Origin of the sequence: Pseudoalteromonas sp. S3431, from assembly GCF_000690035.1 — a bacterium.
In the GTDB taxonomy this organism is placed as follows: domain Bacteria; phylum Pseudomonadota; class Gammaproteobacteria; order Enterobacterales; family Alteromonadaceae; genus Pseudoalteromonas; species Pseudoalteromonas fuliginea.
This window is the reverse complement of the sequence record NZ_JJNY01000040.1, coordinates 94,584-117,352: the sequence shown is the minus strand read 5'-3', so window position 1 is coordinate 117,352 and position 22,769 is coordinate 94,584. Positions and strand designations below refer to the sequence as shown.

At 39.4% G+C, this 22,769-nt stretch carries 15 protein-coding genes; 14 read left to right on the top strand and 1 reads right to left on the bottom strand.

Annotated features, from left to right (window positions below):
• Nucleotides 1-86: 86 nt before the first annotated feature.
• The 9 genes from DO88_RS09630 (at nt 87) to DO88_RS09670 (ending at nt 15,427) form a co-directional block, all read left to right on the top strand.
• Nucleotides 87-1,946 carry an alpha-amylase family glycosyl hydrolase gene (locus tag DO88_RS09630; RefSeq protein ID WP_033039320.1) on the top strand — a complete coding sequence of 620 codons (1,860 nt, stop codon included), beginning with the start codon at nt 87-89 and terminating at the stop codon, nt 1,944-1,946.
• Nucleotides 1,939-3,438, top strand: coding sequence for an MFS transporter (locus DO88_RS09635; RefSeq protein WP_033039319.1), 1,500 nt, complete (start codon nt 1,939-1,941; stop codon nt 3,436-3,438). The genes DO88_RS09630 and DO88_RS09635 overlap by 8 nt, the downstream gene beginning before the upstream one ends.
• 10 nt (nt 3,439-3,448) lie before the next feature.
• Nucleotides 3,449-5,857, top strand: coding sequence for a glycoside hydrolase family 15 protein (locus tag DO88_RS09640; RefSeq protein WP_033039316.1), 2,409 nt, complete (start codon nt 3,449-3,451; stop codon nt 5,855-5,857).
• A gap of 674 nt (nt 5,858-6,531) precedes the next feature.
• Nucleotides 6,532-9,216: a TonB-dependent receptor gene (locus DO88_RS09645; protein ID WP_033039313.1), complete on the top strand. Its 2,685-nt coding sequence runs from the start codon at nt 6,532-6,534 to the stop codon at nt 9,214-9,216.
• 104 nt (nt 9,217-9,320) lie between these two features.
• Entirely contained in the window at nt 9,321-10,094 is a 774-nt protein-coding gene (locus tag DO88_RS09650; RefSeq protein WP_033039310.1) for a family 16 glycosylhydrolase, read from the top strand.
• Nucleotides 10,095-10,475: 381 nt separating this feature from the next.
• Entirely contained in the window at nt 10,476-13,028 is a 2,553-nt protein-coding gene (locus DO88_RS09655; protein WP_033039309.1) for a glycoside hydrolase family 3 protein, read from the top strand.
• 45 nt (nt 13,029-13,073) lie between these two features.
• On the top strand, nt 13,074-14,156 hold the full coding sequence (locus tag DO88_RS09660; RefSeq protein ID WP_033039307.1) for a sensor histidine kinase: 1,083 nt from the start codon (nt 13,074-13,076) through the stop codon (nt 14,154-14,156).
• On the top strand, nt 14,131-14,958 hold the full coding sequence (locus DO88_RS09665) for a LytR/AlgR family response regulator transcription factor (protein WP_033039304.1): 828 nt from the start codon (nt 14,131-14,133) through the stop codon (nt 14,956-14,958). Before DO88_RS09660 ends, DO88_RS09665 begins: the two co-directional genes overlap by 26 nt.
• A gap of 235 nt (nt 14,959-15,193) precedes the next feature.
• Entirely contained in the window at nt 15,194-15,427 is a 234-nt protein-coding gene (locus DO88_RS09670; RefSeq protein WP_008134061.1) for a DUF6429 family protein, read from the top strand.
• A 14-nt stretch (nt 15,428-15,441) separates the two neighbouring features.
• Here DO88_RS09670 and DO88_RS09675 read toward each other — a convergent pair whose 3' ends face one another.
• Nucleotides 15,442-16,458: a LacI family DNA-binding transcriptional regulator gene (locus DO88_RS09675; RefSeq protein WP_007375364.1), complete on the bottom strand. Its 1,017-nt coding sequence runs from the start codon at nt 16,456-16,458 to the stop codon at nt 15,442-15,444.
• Nucleotides 16,459-16,750: 292 nt separating this feature from the next.
• On the opposite strand from DO88_RS09675, the gene glk reads away from it, so the two are divergent.
• The 5 genes from glk (at nt 16,751) to gap (ending at nt 22,646) form a co-directional block, all read left to right on the top strand.
• The gene (gene glk / locus DO88_RS09680) at nt 16,751-17,743 is read left to right on the top strand and encodes a glucokinase (protein ID WP_007375363.1); all 993 of its coding nucleotides are present in this window, start codon (nt 16,751-16,753) and stop codon (nt 17,741-17,743) included.
• Nucleotides 17,744-17,778: 35 nt separating this feature from the next.
• Entirely contained in the window at nt 17,779-18,795 is a 1,017-nt protein-coding gene (locus DO88_RS09685) for a LacI family DNA-binding transcriptional regulator (protein WP_007375362.1), read from the top strand.
• 332 nt (nt 18,796-19,127) lie between these two features.
• A complete protein-coding gene (gene edd, locus DO88_RS09690) occupies nt 19,128-20,978 on the top strand; it encodes a phosphogluconate dehydratase (protein ID WP_033039301.1) in 1,851 nt (616 codons plus the stop codon).
• A gap of 33 nt (nt 20,979-21,011) precedes the next feature.
• On the top strand, nt 21,012-21,632 hold the full coding sequence (eda, locus tag DO88_RS09695; protein WP_007375360.1) for a bifunctional 4-hydroxy-2-oxoglutarate aldolase/2-dehydro-3-deoxy-phosphogluconate aldolase: 621 nt from the start codon (nt 21,012-21,014) through the stop codon (nt 21,630-21,632).
• 9 nt (nt 21,633-21,641) lie between these two features.
• Nucleotides 21,642-22,646, top strand: coding sequence for a type I glyceraldehyde-3-phosphate dehydrogenase (gene gap / locus DO88_RS09700; RefSeq protein WP_033039300.1), 1,005 nt, complete (start codon nt 21,642-21,644; stop codon nt 22,644-22,646).
• Nucleotides 22,647-22,769: the final 123 nt, after the last annotated feature.

Sequence of the window (22,769 nt, the reverse complement as noted above, 5' to 3'; positions counted from 1 at the left end):
TATCTGAATACGTATGCAGCAACTGTATGGTTGCTGCAGTAATCTTTAGTATAAAGTAATAACAATACTGACAAAAAAGACACACAATGAAAAAATCAGTTTATGTACCCGCAGTACTTTGTAGTGCACTTATTGCTACAGGGTGTTCAGAAAACACCAAACCTGAACAACAACAAACACCCGCACACATGCAAAATGAGCTTACCAAGCCGGTTGTATATCAAGTATTTACCCGTTTGTTTGGTAATACTGAAACTGCCAATGTGCCATGGGGCACTAAAGAGCAAAATGGTGTAGGTAAATTTGCCGACTTTAACGATGCAGCCCTAAAAGGCATTAAAGAGCTAGGTACAACGCACGTTTGGTATACCGGTGTGTTACACCATGCCTTAGTAGGCGATTATAGCGATTATGGGATTTCTCAAGACGATCCTGATGTTGTAAAAGGACGAGCAGGTTCGCCATATGCAATAAAAGATTATTATGATGTAAATCCTGATTTAGCAATTAACGTGACGAATCGTATGGGAGAGTTTAGCCAGCTCATTGAGCGTACGCACAGCCATGGCATGAAAGTCATTATTGATATAGTGCCTAACCATGTTGCGCGAAATTATCAATCATTAGGAAAGCCTAAAGGGGTTGAAGATTTTGGCGCGCAAGACGACACCAGTAAAACGTACGATAAAAACAACAATTTTTACTATGTGCCTGGGCAGTCATTTCAAGTGCCTACCTCTACAACCTATAAAGTGCTAGGCGGGAATGCTCATCCTCTTGTTGATGGTTTTTTTGATGAAACACCCGCCAAATGGACAGGTAATGGTGCTCGATCTCCAAAACCAGATATGAACGATTGGTACGAAACAGTAAAAGTGAATTACGGTGTAAAGCCTGATGGCAGCTACGACTTTGTAGAGTTACCAAATGAATACAAAAATAAAGATTACCGTGCTCACTACGCGTTTTGGCAAGATAAAGAGCTCCCTAACAGCTGGTACAAATTTAGAGACATTGCGCTTTTTTGGTTAGATAAAGGTGTTGATGGCTTTAGGTACGACATGGCCGAAATGGTGCCGGTTGAATTTTGGAGCTTTTTAAACTCATCAATAAAAATGCAAAAACCTGATGCATTTTTACTTGCCGAAGTTTACAACCCAAAAATGTACCGTGCTTATATCCATCAAGGTAAAATGGACTATTTATACGATAAGGTCGGTTTTTACGATACCTTAAAAGCAATTATGCAAAGCAAGCAACCTGCAAACGCTATTTTTGATGCGCAGCAACAGGTTGTGGATATTGAACAGCACATGCTGCACTTTTTAGAAAATCACGATGAACAGCGTATCGCAAGCCCAGACTTTGCAGGCAAAGCCGTGTGGGGTAAACCAGCCATGGTGGTTTCAAACCTGATTAGCCGTGCACCAACCTTATTATATTTTGGCCAAGATGTGGGAGAAGATGGTTTAGAAAACGCAGGCTTTGGCTTACCAACCCGCACCAGTATTTTTGATTACATTGGCGTACCAGCGCACCAAGCATGGATGAATAATGGCAAGTTTGACGGTGCTAATTTAACACAAGAGCAAGTAGCACTTCGTGATTACTACAAAGCGGTTATGTCACTAAATAGTTTACCTGCTGTGGTAGGCGGTGAAATGACTGAGCTTAGCGTTACAGGAAGTGAGCGAGTTGTAGGCTTTACCCGCAAACTTGGCCAACAAACGCTGTACGTATTAAGTAACTTTAGTGAACAACCTCAAACAATCACGGTTAATTTATCAAAAGCGCAATTAGCGGTACTTAGCGAGCACACTCAATTACATGACTTACTTGAGCAGCACAACACCGAGATCACATCAGGGTCTCAAGGCGCAAGCTTCACACTCACACTTGATGCATTTAGCAGCGCAGTATTAACAAATAAGGCTAATAATGAATAATCAAAATAATAATACCGATAAGCCAAACTTAAGTTTTTGGCAAATATGCAACATGTGTTTTGGCTTTTTAGGCATACAGTTTGGTTTTGCCCTGCAAAACGGCAATGTGAGCCGAATATTTCAAACATTAGGCGCACAAGTGGATGATATTCCCATTTTATGGGTTGCAGCACCGCTTACAGGCTTAATCGTACAGCCTATTATTGGTTACTGGAGCGATAAAACGTGGGGGCGCTTTGGTCGTCGTCGCCCGTTCTTTTTTATAGGCGCAGTATTAACAACGCTTTCACTATTTATTATGCCGCATTCACCAACGCTTTGGATTGCCGCTGGTATGTTATGGATCATGGATGCGTCAATTAACGTAACCATGGAACCGTTTAGAGCACTTGTTGGTGATAATTTACCAGAAAAACAACGCGCTACAGGTTACGGGTTACAAAGCTTTTTTATTGGAATAGGTGCAGTTTTGGCATCAGCACTGCCATGGATGATGACAAATTGGTTTGATGTGAGTAACACGGCAGCTATTGGTGAAATACCAGACTCAGTTAAGTACTCATTTTACTGGGGTGGCGTTGTTTTACTAGCTGCTGTGTTGTGGACTGTTGCAAAAACAAAAGAATACACACCTGAGCAATTAGCTAAATTTGAGGCACAAAAAGGGCCAGTTGTAACGGCTGAAATTGCTGATATTAACTACAATAAAGGCGGCATTATATTTGTTGTATTAGGCCTTGCAACACTTGCCCTAGTGATGGGCTTAGCGCTTGAAAAAGAACTTTATTTATTAGCGGGTGGCTTACTTGCCTTTGGCATTGTGCAGTGGATAGCTGGTTTATTAAAAGCTAAAAATCACACTCAAGGGGGCTTTTATCAAGTAGTGCAAGATGTATTTACAATGCCAACTGCGATGAAGCAATTAGCTTGGGTGCAATTTTTTAGTTGGTTTACCTTATTTGCGATGTGGATTTATACCACGTCGGCAGTAACAAGCTTTCATTATGGGAGTAGCGATACAACATCAAAAGCGTTTAATGATGGCGCTGATTGGGTCGGTATTTTATTTGCGGCTTACAATGGATTCGCTGCTATTGCCGCAATGTGCATTCCATTCTTAGTTAAAAAAATGGGCTTAAAAGGCGCGCATTGTTTTAACTTATTACTAGGCGCATTAGGCCTTGCCAGCTTTATGTTTATAACAGACCCCAAAATGCTGCTTATTCCTATGATTGGTGTTGGTTTTGCGTGGGCTTCAATATTGTCACTGCCTTATGCAATGCTAAGTAACTCATTACCGAGTAATAAAATGGGTGTTTATATGGGAATATTTAACTTCTTTATTGTTATTCCACAGCTACTTGCAGCCAGTATTTTAGGGCTTATTTTGAGTCATGTGTTTTCTAATCAGCCCATTTACGCTTTGTTAATTGGTGCTGCGTCATTTGTATTAGCAGCCATTGCTGTTATGCGCGTTAAAAATTCTAATTAAGAGTAAAAAAATGAAAAACTATAACCTAATTACTATTTCATTATTAGCACTTGGATTAACTGCATGCGGTGCTCAAAATACGAATCAGTCACAAACAGTACAAACATCTAAAACAACTGCGCCTGGTGCTCCGGGCAGCGACCCGTTTTGGTCATACGCAGGTAAAACAGGGATTGGCACATCGTACGAGCAATACCAAAATGGTCATTACACAAGTGATGCACCAACAGGTGTAGTATCAAAAGTCTGGTTTTCAATTGCTAAAGGCATGATCACCGAAACTATGTTTGGCCTTATTCATCAAGCACAAATAAAAGATATGCAATTTGTGGTAACAGGAAAAGACTTTACTGTTAGCGAAGCAGACGATCTTGATGTCACTATTGATTATCTATACAAAGACGAGCAAGGCCGTCCGTTATCACTTGCTTATAAAATAGTAAGTAAAGATAAACAAGGCAGATTCACTCTTGAAAAACACGTTTTTACCGATCCTGATGGGCAAAGTTTATTTGTTCGTAGCGTGTTTAATACCGACCTTAAAGACGTTAAAGCCTATGTTGTGGTAAATCCATATATTGATAATAACGGCCTTGATGATTTTGCAAAAACTACCGAGCAAGGTTTAGTTGCTTGGCAAGGTGACAACTACTTAACATTGCAAGCAAATACTGAATTTGGCGCAAAAACGGTTGGCTTTACGGGTGTAAGCGATGGTTTGGATGAGCTTAAAAAGTCACAATCATTAAATACCAGCTATAGCAATACTGGTGAGCAGTCAGGTAATGTCAGTTTACTTGCTGAGCTTGGCAATATTGAAAGTAATACCACGTTTGATTTAGTACTGAGCTTTGCACATAACGAGCAACAAAGTGCAGAGCAGGGCGCCCAAACATTAGCAAAAGGTTATCAAAGTGTACTTGATAACTACAATGGTAAAGGTGCGGCATTTGGTTGGCAAGATTACCTACAAAGCCTTACACCTATTAATAAAATGACGGGGCAAACGGCCGATAACGGTAAGTTACTTTATACCAGCGCAATGGTATTAAAAGCACAAGAAGACAAAACGCACGCAGGTGCGCTTATTGCGTCGTTGTCTAATCCGTGGGGCGAAACCGTATCGGCTAAAATAGGCTCAACTGGTTATAAAGCCGTGTGGGTACGAGATTTCTACCAAGTAGCTATGGCATTTATGGCACTGGGTGATACAGCTACAGCAAAAATAGCATTCGAATACCTTGAAAAAGTTCAAGTTAATAGCAAAACGCCAGGTAACAATGGCGATACAGGCTGGTTTTTACAAAAAACACATGTCGATGGCGAACTAGAATGGGTGGGTGTACAGCTTGATCAAACTGCGATGCCAATTATGCTTGCGTGGAAATTACACCAAGCAAATGTACTTAGTGATGCCGAGCTTAAAGACTGGTACGCACGTATGTTAAAACCAGCGGCGGATTTTTTAGTCGAGGGCGGCCTTGCTAAAATTTTGTGGAACGACACGCAAATTACACCACCGGCAACACAACAAGAGCGCTGGGAAGAGCAAAGCGGTTATTCGCCTTCAACTACAGCCGCAATAGTAGCAGGCCTTGTTACAGCCAGTGATATAGCAGCGCTTAGTGGCGATGATAAAAACGCACAGCGCTACCTAGCTACGGCTAAAAAATACAGCAACGATATTGAATCGCAAATGTTTACCACTAAAGGTAACTTAAAAGGCGAAAATAGTGATGGTGAATACTTTATTCGTATAGGCCAAGATACCGATGCAAACTCAGACACTAAAATTAACGCTAATAATGGCCGTGAAGGTTTTAACAAAAAGCAAATTTTAGATGGCGGCTTCTTAGAACTAGTACGCTATGGCGTACGTGGTGCTAACGACGAAAGCATTGTTAAAACATTGCCTGAGTACGATGACGAAACGCTTGAAGATAACCTACAAGTTAAATACAGCTTTAGCTTTGACGACGGCAGCGGCACATTTGCAGGCTACCGTCGCTACGGTAATGATGGCTACGGCGAAGATGAAGTAACCGGTACTAATTACGCAGAGGGTGGCAGTAATACACCAGGCCAACGTGGTCGTGTATGGCCGTTTTTCACCGGTGAGCGTGGTCACTATGAAATAGCTGCAGCTAATGCGAACAACGCTCTGGATGATGCTAAACAAGCGCAAATTAAAAACAGCTATGTTAAAGGCTTAGAGCAATTTGCCAATGAAGGCATGATGTTACCAGAGCAAGTATGGGACGGCGTTGGTGTAAACAAAGCAGGTTATACACTGGGCGAAGGGACTAATTCAGCAACACCTCTAGCTTGGACACACGCAGAATACATTAAGCTGGTACGCTCACTCAGTGATAAACAAGTATGGGATCACTACCCAGTTGTTAAAAAAGCACTAAAATAGTAATTTTTCATATTTTTAAATTTAAAAGCCATGGTTTATAACCATGGCTTTTTAGTATCTGTGACCTAAGAGTTGTTAAGCTGACCTCCTTGCTTTTAGTTCATCAAATCTGATTATCCATAAAGCGTATGTTCACCTCAATCGGAACACTTTTATTGTGGCTGGTTGATCTTTCAGGATTTAAATGTGTTTTATCTAAATGCGGCTTAACCGAGGCGTAAGGAGTGTAACCTAATGGAGCTGGTAACGGCTCCTGCGCTAATATAATGACTTACATCGCCTATGGTGAATAACCTCGACCCATAAGCGCCAATTTGCCTAAAATCAGACATACTGCTGTAAATTTAACCTCGAAAGGTAAATAGGCTCTAGTTAATTTATATCTATTTAACCTGAATTCTGGTTAAGAGATTTATGAACATATTGAACCACAATGATAGTTAAACTTATTTATTTCAAGCAGTTATTATCCAAAGTTCAGGTTATTTAATAATGATAAATATGACAACTTAATTTTTATTTACGTGTAATTTACTCGGGTTGTATTGCCAGTGCTTCGCTTTACCGTATTAGGGTAGTCAATGGGTGTAACTAATTTGTAACCTGTTAACAGGTAGTAAATAAAGCTGTTTTACATGCCTCTGACAACCCACACAAATTGAAAGGTGATACCCGTGCAAAAAATAAACACAATAACTTTGGCAATCGCACTTGCTTGTTCGTTGCCTAGTATTGCTCAAGAGTCTTTAGCAGATCAAAGCAATAGTAACGAGGTTAAAAAAAATGACACTGCATTAGAAGTTATATCGGTAACGGCGACTAAGCGTAAAACAAGGTTAATGGAAACACCCGTCGCAATTACAGCGTTAACATCGGCACAATTAAAACAAAGTGGTGTTAATAATATAAGGGATATAGCAAATCTTGTACCTGGGCTTGATATATCAACGGCAACAGATCAATCAGCACCAGTTATATCTATGCGAGGCGTGCGCTCTACCAATATTACTGAACTTGGCGACCCTGCTGTTGGCGTGCATTTAGATGGAATTTATTCACCAAGAATGCAAGGTGCTTTAGCATTAATGTACGATGTTGAGCGTATTGAAGCACTACGTGGACCACAAGGTACGCTGTTTGGCAGAAATTCGACCGTTGGTAGCATTAATGTTATTTCTGCAAAACCTGATTTTACTGATGATTATGGTAGTGTAACGTTAGAAGCGGGCAAATATAATACACGCAGTGCGGAAGGTTTTTATAACTTTTCAGTTAGCGACGATTTTGCGGTCCGTATTGCAGCTAAAGGGTTAAAACGTGATTCTTATTTGGAAGGTTATTACGATCCTAACCAATACGATACTCGCAGATTAAGTGATGCAGTACTAAATACAGACGTTATTTCACAAGATTCATATCAAAACATTGGCAGTACACTTACTCAACGAGAGAATTGGTGGATAGATGCAGCTGGTACCAACCCAGAGTCGCAGCAAGTTCGCGCGTTAACAGAAGCTGACAAATCAGATTTTTATAATAGTGCTAATGAGTATTCATTTAGAGTAAGTACGTTATGGTCGCCTTTAGATGGTAATTTCACCAACCATACCGTATTTCAAAAATATGTTAACGACAGTGGTAATAATGTTGATTTGGTAAACTGCGATAAATTACGAGGTCGCCCAACAGAGTACGGTGGCGATTGTTCAAACTTTTTACCTTCAGATAATACATATCAAGCGGTTGTGAATGTACCCGGTGAACTTAAATTAGATATAACGTATTTACGTAATACCCTTAATTATGCATTAACAGACGATCTTGATTTAGTGTGGTTAGTGGGCTTTGAAGACATGGAGCGCTCTTCAAAGCAAGATAGCGAAGCGGGTTTAGATGTTTGGGATGGTGCAACTTATTTTTTAGACGGTACTGGCGCTAAATCTTATTCTACAGAGCTACAACTACAATCATCGGATATGTCTGACCTTACTTGGATTGCGGGCGTTAACTATTTTCACGAAAAAACCACAACGCTCGGGTATTACGATAATCCAATGGACGATAAAGTATTTTGGGATCAACCTGATAGATCAACCGATGCATTCGCATTTTTTGCACAAGCTACGTATAAAATAAACCCCAAACTGCACGCCACACTGGGATATCGCTTTAGTGATGAAACAAAAGAAGATAAAGGCGGGCGCTCTTATCGTTGCTCAAATGCAGATGGCTGCGCGCCGGGTTGGTTTAATCGTACTGATTTAAATAACTTGCCAGCAGATTACTTTGAAGATCCTACTATTTACGCATCATTTTTTGAAAATGACAACAAAGGCAGTTGGACGCACCATGACTTTAGAGTGGGTTTAGATTACGACTTGAGCCCCGATACAATGCTTTATACTTATTTAGCAAGCGGCTTTAAAGCCGGTGGTATTGGCGATGTGTTTGAAGTAGTAAACGATAGAACCTCTGAAGTAAATCGATTCGAAACGCAATTTGATCCAGAAGAAGTATTAACATGGGAAATAGGCGCTAAATCGAGCTTTTTTGATAACTCGTTAAATCTACAAGCTGCATTTTTCTACACAGATTACACAGACATGCAGTATGCATCTGTTGGTTCTATTGGTAACGTTGAGCGTCTTTCTGCTGTCGAGGATAATGATGGTAGGCCTATTTTGGATGTCTCTGGAAACCCTGTATTAGATTACATAAATCAGCCTGTTATAGCGTATTACACACAAAATGTACCTGGTTCTACTATTAAAGGAATTGAGCTCGAATTTGATTGGAAGCCATACCCAAATGGTCGAATTACGGGATATGTAACCTGGACAGAGGCTCAAGTAACAGACGACTGGTTTACAAAGTGGGATTACGATGCTGAGTATTTATTTGATATTTCTTATGAGGACTCACTCAATCCTGAAAATCCTTTGTTACAAACTAATTTAAAAGGCAATGACTTGGCGATGACGCCTAAATTTACCGCTAATTTAAGTTACACGCATAGTTTTGATTTTGGTGAATACGGGTTTATACACAGCTGGTTTAATGTAAGTTGGAAAGATAAATCATATTCAACAGTTTGGAACGTTGATAAACACCTCGATGATATGGAGTTTGCCATCTCTGATGAAGCCACGCGTTATATAGATGACTCCCGTGATAGCTTTGCAATGTTTAATGCCTCTTTAAAATATGAACCGCAAAGCCAAAAATGGTTTGCAGAAGCGTTCATTAGTAACGCCAGTGACGAAACTGTTCAGCATTGGAACAGTACCTCTAAAGGCTTTGCTAAAGGCAGTTTTGGTATGCCTAGGTACTATGGTGCAAAAGTAGGGTTTAACTTTTAACCTATAGTGTTAAATATAGTATTAAAACGTACGTCCTGTGCTTTAAGCGGTTGTGTAATTACAGTATTTGACGTGCATTTAAATCTTAATAGAGATCATTAAATATGTATAAAAAAATAGTCGTATTCATTTTACTAAGTGCGTTGTTAGTACCTGATGTACTAGCTAATAGTTTTAAAGATAATTTTACATGGGGTTTTGATTCATCAATATGGACACCCAGATCAGGCGATAATGGCAGCCCATTTGGCTGTACATTTGAACCAGGTCTAATCTCACCAAGCTCACATGGCATAACACTGGTAGTTGATAACAACAAATGTGCTGAGCTACAAAGTACAAATACGATAACCTATGGCAAAGTACAAGGAGCATTAAAAACAGGGAATACCCCAGGGACTGTATCATCTATTTTTACCTATACCTCATGGTTTGATGAGCCAGGACGGGCTTGGCAAGAAATTGATATTGAATTTTTACCTTCACTTGGCAATGTTGTTCATACCAATATTATTTATCAGCCAAATGGCGGGGTATATCAAAGTTGGGAAGAAGATATTGATTTAGCACAGTTTGGAGTAAACATTCAAAATGAGTTAGTAGAAATAGGATTTGAGTGGAGTGTAAATCAAATACGCTGGTTTATTTATAATAGCCAAGGTATAGAGCAAACAATTCGCGTTATGTATAAAGACAATGGTGATGGCAATTTAACAAATAACGAAATTCCTGCTTATGCATGGCCGGTTGATAACACCAAGTTGATGATTAATCACTGGCATGGTGATAACTCAGAGCAAGCTTATTATTTTCCAGGTCAGTATTATCAAAGCTCTGCTTGGGCATACTATGACTTCATTCAGTACACGGCTAACTAATTAAGCTCACTTTGTCGTTCTACAGTACTTTGTTTAATTGATCACTACATTAAACGTTGTGTGGTTCGTTATTTTATTACGGCTAATTAACCTGAACTCTGGATAATAAACCTATCTTGAGCAGCTATTTTCAGCGCTAACTGCGTTAAATTTACTTGCAGTAGGCCAGCTATTGACGTGTAAATTCGCCTTGTTTCACTGAAAATCGCTGGTTAGAGAGAATAAATTTAAATATCACCATGATTCAATATGTTAGCAAATCTCTTAACCAGGGTTCAGGTTAATTACATAAAATCGCAAGGAAGCGTTTTTCGTAATAATGTTAGCACGAATGGCTAACAGCATTAAAAATCAAGTTATAAAAACTCTAAGGATCCCTAAATGCTTACTATTAATCGTCGTTTTTGGCGAAATACTTTTCCTGCTTTGTTAAGCGTATGTACTTTAAGCGTTAGCGTAATGGCTACAGAATCAGTAGATTGGCCAATGGTTAATACGCAATTAAAGCCTAATCTATCGGTTGAGCACCAAATTGATGAGCTTATGGCGACAATGAGTATTGAGCAAAAAGTAGCGCAATTAATTCAACCAGAAATAAGCTATCTCAGCGTTGAAAAAATGCGAAAGTATGGCTTTGGCTCATATTTAAATGGAGGTAATTCAGCACCATACGGCAATAAAACCGCAGATTCAAAAACGTGGTTACGCTTTGCTGATGAAATGTATTTAGCCTCAATTGATAGCTCGCAAGACCAAAGTACAATACCCACCATTTGGGGCACAGATGCTATGCATGGCCATAGTAATGTATATGGTGCAACGTTATTTCCTCACAATATTGGTTTAGGTGCAGCTAACGATGCAGAATTAATAAAAAAAATTGGCAAAGCAACAGCAAAAGAAGTTTCAGTAACCGGTATTGAATGGAGTTTTGCACCCACAGTTGCTGTAGTAAGAGATGATAGGTGGGGACGTACTTACGAAAGTTATTCAGAAGACCCTGATATAGTTAAACGTTACGCAAGTGCTATGGTGTCAGGTTTACAAGGTGATATAAACGACGATTTTTTAAATGGTTATCATCGTATTGCTACGGCAAAACACTTTGTGGGTGATGGCGGCACCGAAAACGGTATAGATAGAGGAAATACTGTGATTGATGAAAAAACACTGAGAGACATTCACGCGGCGGGTTATTTTTCGGCGATTGAATCAGGTGTGCAATCAGTCATGGCCTCGTTTAATAGTTGGAATTCAAGACGAGTTCACGGCAGTAAATATTTATTAACGACTGTACTGAAGAAAAAAATGGGGTTTGATGGATTTGTTGTAAGTGATTGGAATGCGCATAAATTTGTAAAAGGATGCGATCTTGAACAATGTGCCGGTGCATTTAATGCCGGTGTCGATGTAATGATGGTGCCAGAACACTATGAGGCATTTTATCACAATACAGTTAAGCAAGTTAAGCAAGGCGATATAAAGCTTGAGCGAATAAATGACGCGGTTAGGCGTTTTCTTCGCGCAAAAGTGCGTTGGGGATTATTTATCAAGGATAAGCCATCGAGTCGTGCAGAATCTAAAAATACAGACTGGTTAAATGCCCCAGAGCATAAAGCTTTGGCACGTGAGGCGGTTAGAAAGTCTTTAGTATTATTGAAAAACAATACACTAAAAAATAATCAAAATGTGTTACCAATATCTCCGCGTAGCAAAATATTAGTGACAGGTAATGGCGCACATAATATTGCCAAACAAGCGGGTGGTTGGAGCGTATCATGGCAAGGAACGGATAATACCAATGCAGATTTTCCAAATGCAGTGTCTATTTTTGATGGTTTAAAAGAACAAGTACTTGCCGCTGGTGGTGAAATTGAATTATCGCAAAATGCACAATTTAAGCAAAAACCCGATATAGCAATAGTCGTGTTTGGCGAAGAGCCTTACGCCGAGTGGTTTGGCGACATACAAGGGCTTGAATATCAGCAAGATAATAAAAAAGATCTCGTTTTATTAAAATCGCTGCAAGCACAAAACATTCCGGTAGTGAGTGTATTTATAAGCGGTCGTCCGCTTTGGGTAAATAAAGAGATAAATGCGTCGGATGCGTTTGTAGCCGCATGGTTACCGGGCTCACAAGGGCAAGGTGTTGCTGACGTTTTACTTTTAGATAAAAACGATGCTGTTAAATACGACTTTACAGGTAAATTAAGTTTTTCGTGGCCAAAATTTGACGACCAATTTATTCTCAATAAAGGCGATAAAAACTACGATCCTTTATTTGCTTATGGTTATGGACTTAGTTATAAAGAACCTAAAAGTGTAAAAAAACTATCAGAAAAAACCAGTCCAAAAGCTAATGAAAGTGACAGCCAAGGCACCTCATTTTTTGTTAGAAACTTAGCACCTAACGTTCGCTGGGCGTTATCAGACCAAACTCAAACCAACATGATGACTAAAAGCTCATCAGCCATGAGCGCCGACGGCAAAAGTATTTCTATGCAATCGGTTAACTTAGCGTATCAAGAAGATGGCAGACAGTTTGTTTGGAATAATACACAAGAGATTGCCATAGTGAGTTTACGTTTTGAACAAGCAACGACAGAGTTTAAAGACGTTGATAAACAGTTCATACAATTTGATATACGCGTTGATGATGTGCAATCGGATGTTGTTGAGCTTCGCGCAATGTGTGGGGAACAAGTATGTTTGACTAAAATAAGTCTAATGACTCAACTTACCCAGTTAAAAAATAAAGGCTGGCAAACTGTCGCTATAAAGTTGGGATGTAGTGCAGCTCAAACAAAGATGAACGAAGTCACTGAAATACTTAGTATTAATGCTCAGCATCCACTCAATTTAGCAATTGCGAATGTTGCGTTAGTGAAAGCGACACAGAGTAATAGCCTTATTATAGGCTGTAATGATTTATAAACTTTAATCGGGTTTAATACCTGTTTTCATTTTATTAGGATAGATGTGAAATTAGAATCTCGGCGTTATTTATTTTGGGCTTTTCAGTTGAGTGGTTGGGGGATTTATGCGCTTTTAACTGAAATAATGATAAAGCTACCTAGTAACGAGCCTTGGCAAATTCATATTCCGCATTTGGTACTCGACACCTTATGCGGGCTTTTCATAACGCTTGGTTTAAGGAAGTGTTATTTGTTCGCAAGAACAAAATCGGCAAACATAAGTATTCCACTGCATGTTTCAGCGCTGTTGATTGCAAGTATAGTGTGGACCGCTTTTAAATGGGCTGCTTTGCAGTGGTTTTATGGCCATTGGTGGTCAGCGATGAGTTGGTTTGACTTTGGCACCTGGAGTACGGCGTCACTTACTATGTTAGCAACATGGACGGGGGCTTATTTTGGTATTACATCTTACCTTGATAACCAAGCGCAAAAACAAAAAGCTGCTGTTGCTCTTAACTTAGCAAACGAAGCACAGCTTAAAATGCTGCGTTATCAGTTAAATCCTCATTTTATGTTTAATAGCATTAACGCAATTTGTACGTTAATACTAAAAAAAGATAATATGCATGCAGTTGATATGCTTGAAAAACTATGCGATTTATTACGGTATAGTTTGTACACCGATCCGCTTGCTAAAATAACAGTGCACGAAGAAGTACAAATATTAAATACCTATCTTGATATAGAGCAATGCCGTTTTGGTAATAAGCTGAATGTAAACATTATTACCGAGTCTCACTGCGATGACTTTTTAATTCCTTCTATGCTTATTCAGCCTTTAGTTGAAAACGCTTTAAAGCATGGAATGGATCAAGCTCAAAACATAACAATAACGCTAAGAATAGAGCAAAAGAATAATACGTTGTCTATTTCTGTTTTAGATACAGGCAAAGGTTTTAACACAAATACTAATTCTCAAAGAGGAATAGGCTTAAAAAATTGTGAACAACGATTAAGCTTAATTTATCCTCAAAATAATAAATTTAAAACAGGTAACAACGAACTGGGCGGAGCGTGGGTTAATATGGCAATTCCACTTGAGCGTACACAGGAGAATATGCATGCAGCTAAAAACACTGATAGTTGATGATGAGTACAGTGCTATAGAAGGGTTGATGATAAGGCTTGAAAGCTTTCCTCAAATAGATGTTATTGGCCATGCTAATAGTGTAGATGACGCCGTAAGTATTATAAATAAAACCCAACCAAACCTTATTTTTTTAGATATAGAAATGCCTGAAAAATCAGGCTTTGAGTTAGTTAAATACTTTATTGGGAATTATTGCCCTGCTGTTATTTTTGTTACAGCTTTTCATCAGCATGCAGTGCAAGCTTTTGAAGTTAAGGCGGTAGATTATTTGCTCAAGCCGGTTAAATTGCAGCGCTTAGGTGAAGCTATTGAGCGCGCAAGTGAACGTTTAAGCAGTGTGGTTAACAAGCAGCAATTACTTGAAATGCGCGAAAGTTATTTAAACGCGCAGCAACCAAAACTCACCAACTCAACAAAAATTGAAACGTTAGTTGAGGCTAATAACTTAATTATACAAGATGGTCGAAACCCTATACAACTTGTACCTTACAACGATATTTTATGTATAGATGCAGCAGGTGATTATATGTGTGTACATACTCAACAAGAAACATTTGTGATGCGCGCTCGAATGAAAAGTCTCGAAAAAGATACACTCCCAGCCGATTTTGTACGCATACATAAATCAGCTATCGTAAATCTGAAGCATGTAAAGCGTTTAGAACCTCTGCGAAATAGTGAGTACAACGCTATTTTAAAAAATGACAAATCTATGAAAGTAAGCCGTACTTACAGCAAAGAACTAAAAAGTCGATTACTTAAAAACTCTGGTTACTTATTATCACAGAGTTTGAATTAGAAATAATGGTTTCAGTGGCAATTATATTGCTCAATTATTTTATCTTCTTCATTCTCTGGTTCAAGAATGAAGCTAAACCAGTAGCAGATAGACGAAGTGATGAAAAAGCAGAACTGCACGTCCTGGTTATAAAAATAAAAGGGTTTAATGAATAAAGCCTCGCTACAAAGGTTTTATTGGATAGGTAAATAATTTAAAACTTGAATTCAAGAGTTCTAATGATTGGGAGTTAGTAATGAATATTGATGAAAATAAAATAGATGAAGCTGCATTAGCGTTGATGTATCTCACATTACATGAGCACAATCGAGCTTGGAAGCAAGTTGATTGGGAAGTAACCAACCGGTTGTTTGAAAAAGGTTTAATCTGTAACCCTATTGGTAAAGCTAAATCTATCGTATTAACGGTTGATGGGCTTAAACAATGTGAAATGTTATTTAATAAGTTATTTGTAAAAAATGAGCCCTAAAGTTTACAATTAAATTAACTTGAGCCTCTGGCAATTAACAGCGGCGGTAATAAAGTGCTTTGCACTTCTTCCCCGCGTATGAGTTTTAATAAATTTTCAACTAGCATTTGTCCTGCAACCGTCGTATTTTGCTCTATGGTCGTAAGTGGTGGGTTTACATAGCTCGCAATAGCAATGTTATCAAAACCGACAACAGCTACGTCTTTAGGTACCTTGATATTTGCTTCTTTAAGCGCTCGTATTGCGCCAATGGCGATTAAATCGCTTGCAGCGAATAAGGCGTTAAACTTTATATTATTAGCAATAAGGGAGCGGGTGGCGTGATATCCAGATTCTTCTGTAGATATAGCGTTGGCCATCTTTCTTTCGTTTATTGTTACCTTATTAGCAAGTAGCTCATCTTTGAAGCCTTGAAAGCGTGCAAAAAATTCTGGACTATGATCTGAAGCATCACCTATAAACGCACAATCGCTACGATTATGTGCAATAAAATGGGCTGCAGCTTGCTTACCTCCACCATAGTTATCACAGCATACGGTTAGATCAGGGCGGTTATCAACCGTTGCTCCCCAACATACAAATTTAGTATTTTGTTCAAGTAGGCTTTTAAACTTTGGTTGAAAGTCGATGTAATCACCATAACCTAATAAAATGATGCCATCAGCTCTGTGGCTATCTTCGTAGTCAGCTTGCCAATCAGCACTAGCAGATTGAAATGAAACTAATAAGTCATAGCCTTCTTTAGCGCACGCGCGAGTTATGCTACCTAGCATAGCCAAAAAAAATGGATTAATTTGTGAGTCATCTGAGGTTGGGTCTTCAAATAATAACAACGCGAGTGTACTACTTTGTTGCGTGCGAAGATTACTGGCATTTTTATCTACTTTGTAGTTAAGTTGTTTGGCTACATCATGAACACGTTTGCGTGTTTCTTCATTAACCAGAGGGCTATTACGTAAAGCACGAGAAACGGTTGATTGAGACACTCCAGCATAGTGGGCAATGTCGAATGAAGTAGCTTTACCTTTCATTGTTACAACTTAATTAAAGTAATAAATAATTGTGCCATTCTCGTTTATTAATGGATTTTTTCAAGCTTTTTATGGTTAAAGGGATTTATTTATTGATTTGACCATGACACCGGTGTCATAATGTGGGCGTTTTATCATTTTGTTGTCAAAACGTATTGGCTGTCTATATTCTTATAGGCAGCATTTTTACTGTGATAGCTGCTTTAGGGTGATAGCCTAAAGTAAATAAATACCAATGGTTTACCGTTGTAGAATAATAAGCATTAATCGCTTAAACAAAAGAGATAACACCATGAGCTTACACGCTTCTACCAAATTTGATCCTATCCTAGTTGCTGATGTCGGCGGCACCAATGCTCGTTTTGCTCTAATTACAGCTTTTGACGAGGCAAAAAACCAATTTATTATAGAGCATAACAACACATTTCCTAGTGCTGATTTTGGTTCGCTTGAAAATGCATTAGAGCGTTACTTATCAACCATCTCACATATTAAACCTAAACGCGCATGTTTAGCAGTTGCAGGCCCTATAAAAGCAGGGCAAGTGCATTTAACTAATTTAGGCTGGCATTTTAGTGTTAACGAATTTAAACAACATTTTAATTTAGAAAAATTAGATGTTATTAACGATTTTGCTGCTTTTGCGTATGCGTCGCCTTATTTAGATCCTCTGCAAAATGTGACTGTGAAATCAGGACAAGCTGATGAAAATGCAAATATTGGTGTAATGGGCCCCGGTACTGGCTTTGGTGCTGCGTGTTTGGTAAGAACAGCTCACTCTACGTCAGTATTAAGTTCTGAAGGTGGCCATATATCGCTTGCGGCGGTTAACGAATTAGATACCGCACTAATTACAGAACTCAGAAAAGAGCATCAGCATGTATCTGTAGAAACCGTATTTTCTGGTCCAGGCATTACACATTTATACAAAGCAATGGCTGCAGTTAAAGGTGTTACTGCAAAAAATCTTGATGCGGCGCAAATTAGTAGCTTAGCTAATAGTGGTGAGTGTGAAGTGTGCGATGCAACTCTCAATCAATTTTGTGATTGGATAGGCAGCGTGGCAGGTGATTTAGCATTGGCTTATGGCGCATTAGGTGGTTTGTTTATTGGTGGTGGTATTTTGCCTCGCATGCAATCTCGTTTACTTGAAAGTCGTTTTGTTGAACGTTTTTCGCAAAAGGGTATTATGTCGCAATATACAGGGCAAATTCCCGTAACGCTTGTAACGCAAGATAACATCCCGTTAATTGGTGCCGCAGCATGTTTGCACAACAGTAAATAAGGTCGTTTCCTTGTTTGCATTTGGAAAATAGAGTGATGAAAAAAGTAACAATCAACAGCGTAGCAAGCCATGCTGGTGTTTCTAAAAAAACGGTATCACGCGTTTTAAATAACGAACCTAATGTTAGTGTGGCTACGCGTGAAAAGGTGCTTGCAGTATTCAAAGAGCTTGATTATACCCCAAATCCAATAGCACGTGGGCTTGCTCAAAATCGCAGTTTTATCATTGGTTGCCTCTACGATAACCCAAGTAAAAGTTACATTACGCGAGTGCAAACAGGTGCGCTAGCTGCTTGCCAAGAGAATAATTACAACCTTTTAATTCACCCTTGTGAATTTAGAGGTGAAGCTCTTATCAACAATATTGAGCAATTATTACAAACATCACGGTTAGATGGAATTGTTCTGACGCCACCATTTGGTGATTTTGCTGAGTTGGTTAATTTTTTAAAATCAAAAAAAATTCCTTATGCCAGAGTGGCATCAGCAATATTAGAAGATGATTCAATCTCTGTGCGCAGTAATGATGAGCAAGGTGCATTTGAAGTAACAGAACATTTGATAAGCCTTGGTCATAAGTCAATTGCTTTTATCAAGGGGCATCCAGATCATAGTGCTACGCAACAACGATTTAAAGGTTATAGACGTTCGCTTGCCAGCCATGGTATAGAATTTAACGAACGCCTAGTAGAGGAGGGTAACTTTAGTTATCACTCTGGTGTGGATAGCGCGCGTAGTATTTTAGATTTGTCACCAAGGCCAACAGCTGTATTTGCTTCAAACGATTACATGGCTGCAGCAGTACTTAAATTAGCAACTCAGCGTCAATTAAGAGTGCCTGATGATATTTCAATAGCAGGGTTTGATAATGCACCGATTGCACGCCATATTTGGCCAGGATTAACAACAATTGCACAACCTGTTGAGGAAATGACTAAGCAGGCTGTTACTCAACTTATTTCTCATATAGCACAGCCTCAAGATGAGCCATTTCAGGTAATTCTTGAATCTCGTTTGATCACACGTGAATCAACAGCTCAAGTTAAAAAATAGTCTAAATTTTTTCACAGTAGCCCGAATATGAGTGACGCATATTTGGGCTTTTTTATTTTTATAAACTTGCTAAAAAGCCGCTTATACCTAAAAATTATAATGTTCATTAATCGGTCATGTTAAAAAGTTAGTTTATTTTTATTACTCAGGGTTGACACCGGTGTCATGGTCATGCGTTAATACAGTGACACCGGTGTCAGGGTTGTTGTGAGAGGCTCCCTGGTAGCGTACCTTTGAACGGGTAAATCAAAGATGCTCAGTACAGTTATTTACGTGGAGTCTGTAATTGCTACTGAGCCTTTATCCTCTAACTAATAGAGATGAGTTAAATTATGTTGCACCCTCGTATTCAAGAAGTTACCCAGCGCGTTATCGAACGCAGTAAAAATACCCGTCAAGCCTATTTAGATCGTATTTCGCACGCAAAAAAACAAACAAGAGTTCGTGCTGGATTAGGTTGCGGTAATATTGCGCATGTTATGGCTGCATGTAGCAGTGATGACAAAGCCCGCTTAAAGGCTGATGAGCAGCCAAATCTTGCTATTATTAACTCATATAATGATATGTTATCGGCTCATGTGCCATACAAAGACTACCCAGATTTAATTAAAGACATTGCAACAAAATACGATGCTACAGCTCAAGTTGCTGGTGGCGTTCCTGCAATGTGTGATGGTGTTACGCAAGGGCGTGACGGCATGGAGCTTTCGTTATTTTCTCGTGACGTAATCGCTATGTCTACAGCAATATCGCTTTCGCACGATGTGTTTGATGGCGTTTTTTGTTTAGGCGTTTGTGACAAAATTGTTCCTGGTTTATTAATTGGTGCATTGTCGTTTGGTCATTTACCTGTGTTCTTTTTACCAGCAGGTCCAATGCAATCAGGTATTCCTAACAAAGAAAAAGCACGTATTCGCCAAAAGTTTGCACAAGGTTTAGTGAGTCGCGAAGACTTACTCGAAGCTGAAAGTGCGTCTTATCACAGCGCAGGTACGTGTACGTTCTACGGTACTGCAAACTCAAACCAAATGTTAATGGAAATAATGGGCTTACACCTTCCAGGTAGTTCATTTATTAATCCTTACACTGAGCTTCGCGATGGCCTTACTGGTAATGCTGTAGAAACCATGCTTAAGCAGCTTACCGATGATAAAGAAAGTCCGTGTTTAGCCGATGTGATCAGTGAAAAAACGATTATAAACGGTTTAGTGGGCCTGCTTTCTACAGGTGGCTCTACTAACCATGCAATCCATATTGTTGCGATAGCAAAAGCTGCCGGCATTCAGGTTACGTGGAAAGATATGTCTGATTTATCAGAAGTTGTACCACTGCTTACACGTATTTATCCTAACGGCTCAGCTGATGTAAACCACTTCCAAGCAGCTGGCGGTATGGGTTTCTTAATGCGAGAGCTAGCAAGCGCTGGTTACTTACACACAGACGTTAAAACAATGCTAGGCGATGGTTTAGCACCTTACATGACAGAGCCTCGTTTAGATAAAGACGATAGCTTGATCATGAGTAACTCAACCGGCCCAACTAAAGTTAAATGGGTAGATTGCCCAGCAAACTCACACGATGAAGAAGTACTTCGCCCAGTGAGCAACCCATTTAGTAAGCAAGGTGGTCTGCAACTTCTAACGGGTAACTTAGGTAAAGCTGTTATCAAAGTGTCAGCGGTTGCTGAAGAACATCAGATTGTTACTGCTCCTGCGAAAGTATTTAGCTCACAAAGTGCTCTGCAAGATGCATACACGCGTGGCGAATTAAACCAAGACTTTATTGCTGTGCTAAAAGAGCAAGGCCCTAAAGCGAAAGGCATGCCAGAGCTACATAAGCTAACGCCAGTAATGGCAACGCTTCAAGATGAAGGCTTTAAAGTCGCCATTGTTACTGACGGCCGTATGTCGGGTGCATCTGGTAAAGTACCTGCAGCTATTCACTTAGCGCCAGAGGCTGTTGAGGGCGGTATTATAGCTAAAATTCGAGAAGGTGACTTAGTGACGCTTGATGCGCCAAACGGAATTTTGAAAGTACATGTTAGCGATGAAGAACTTGCAAAACGTGAACTAGAACTTAGCCAACCAAGTGCAACATTTGGTACGGGTCGTGAATTATTTACAGGGTTTAGAAATATCGTAAGCAGTGCCGATTTAGGGGCGAGTGCTTTTGGACTTGAATAAAAATTAGCCATACTGGGTAATGAGGAACAAGTAATGAGTATTGAAAAAATCTTAGCATCGGCACCAGTGGTGCCAGTGGTTGTAATCGAAAAATTAGAAGATGCTGCACCACTTGCTAGAGCGTTATATAACGGCGGTTTAAAAGCCTTAGAAATTACACTACGTACACCAATTGCCGCAGAAGCTGTAAAGCTAATGAAAGCGGAAGTACCAGAAGCATATGTTGGCACTGGAACAGTTGTAGATAAAGCAAGCTTTGATCTTTCAGTGGCTGCGGGTGCTGATTTTATGGTGAGCCCAGGTGTTAGCGATGAGCTGATTGCTTTAGCAAAAGAGTCAGATATACCATTTTTACCAGGCGCTGCAACGGCGAGTGAAGTTATGCAGCTTGCGTCGCATGGTTTTAAGTTTTTAAAATTCTTCCCTGCAGAAGCCGCGGGCGGAACAGCAATGCTTAAATCAATCGGTGGCCCATTACCACATATTACTTTTTGCCCAACTGGCGGCATTAGCCTAGCAACTGCACCTAATTATTTAGCGCTTAACAACGTTATTTGTGTTGGTGGTACTTGGATGCTAGATAAACAACTAATTGAAAATAAAGACTGGCAAGCAATTGAAGCGCTTGCTCGCCAAGCAAGTGAACTTAAATAGGAGTCTAAAATGATTAATGTAGCAATTAACGGTTATGGCCGTATCGGTCGCAATGTATTACGTGCACTTTACGAGTCAGCTCAAAACAACGAAATTAAAATTGTCGCAATTAACGATTTAGCACCAGCTAACGTAAATGCACATTTAACGCAGTATGACTCAGTTCATGGTATTTTCTCTAAAAAAGTAACACTTGAAAACAACACTATGCTAATTGGTGATGACGTAATTACGTTAACGCAAGAGCGTGATCCTGCAAACTTACCGTGGAAAGAGCTGAACGTAGATATCGTTTTAGAATGTACTGGTTTTTTCACTAAACGTGATGACGCTGCTAAGCACATTACTGCAGGCGCTAAAAAAGTAATCGTATCTGCTCCAGGTACTGGTTTAGATGCAACAGTAGTACATGGTGTAAACAGCGACGTAATTAATGCTGATAGTAATATCATTTCTAACGCTTCTTGTACTACTAACTGTTTAGCGCCAATTGCAAAAGCAATTAACGACACAGTAGGTATTGAACAAGGTAGCATGACGACTATTCACGCTTACACCAACGATCAAAACTTATCTGACGTTTACCACCCAGATTTATACCGTGCGCGTAGTGCAACTCAATCTATGATCCCAACTAAAACAGGTGCTGCGGCAGCTGTTGGTTTAGTATTGCCAGAACTTGCTGGTAAATTAGACGGTATGTCGGTACGTGTACCTACAATCAATGTTTCTTTAGTTGATTTTACGTTTATTACTAAGCGTGATACGACTGCAGAAGAAATCAATGCAATCATGAAAGAAGCATCAACGGGTTCAATGAAGAGTATTTTAGAATATAACGAGCTTCCGCTTGTTTCTATCGACTTTAACCATAACCCAGCGTCGTCTATCTTTGATGCAACGCAAACTAAAGCCAATGGCAAACTAGTTAAAGTAATGGCTTGGTACGACAACGAGTGGGGTTTCTCAAACCGCATGTTAGACCAAGTTAAAGCATTAGGTCAGTACTTATAATTGACCTTGTAAAAGTTTAGCTTTATCCAACCAAGCCACGCATTGCGTGGCTTTTTTGCGTTTGGTTTATCTGTATATTTGCAATTCAAAATTAGGAGGGAACTATTTGTATTTTTTATACCC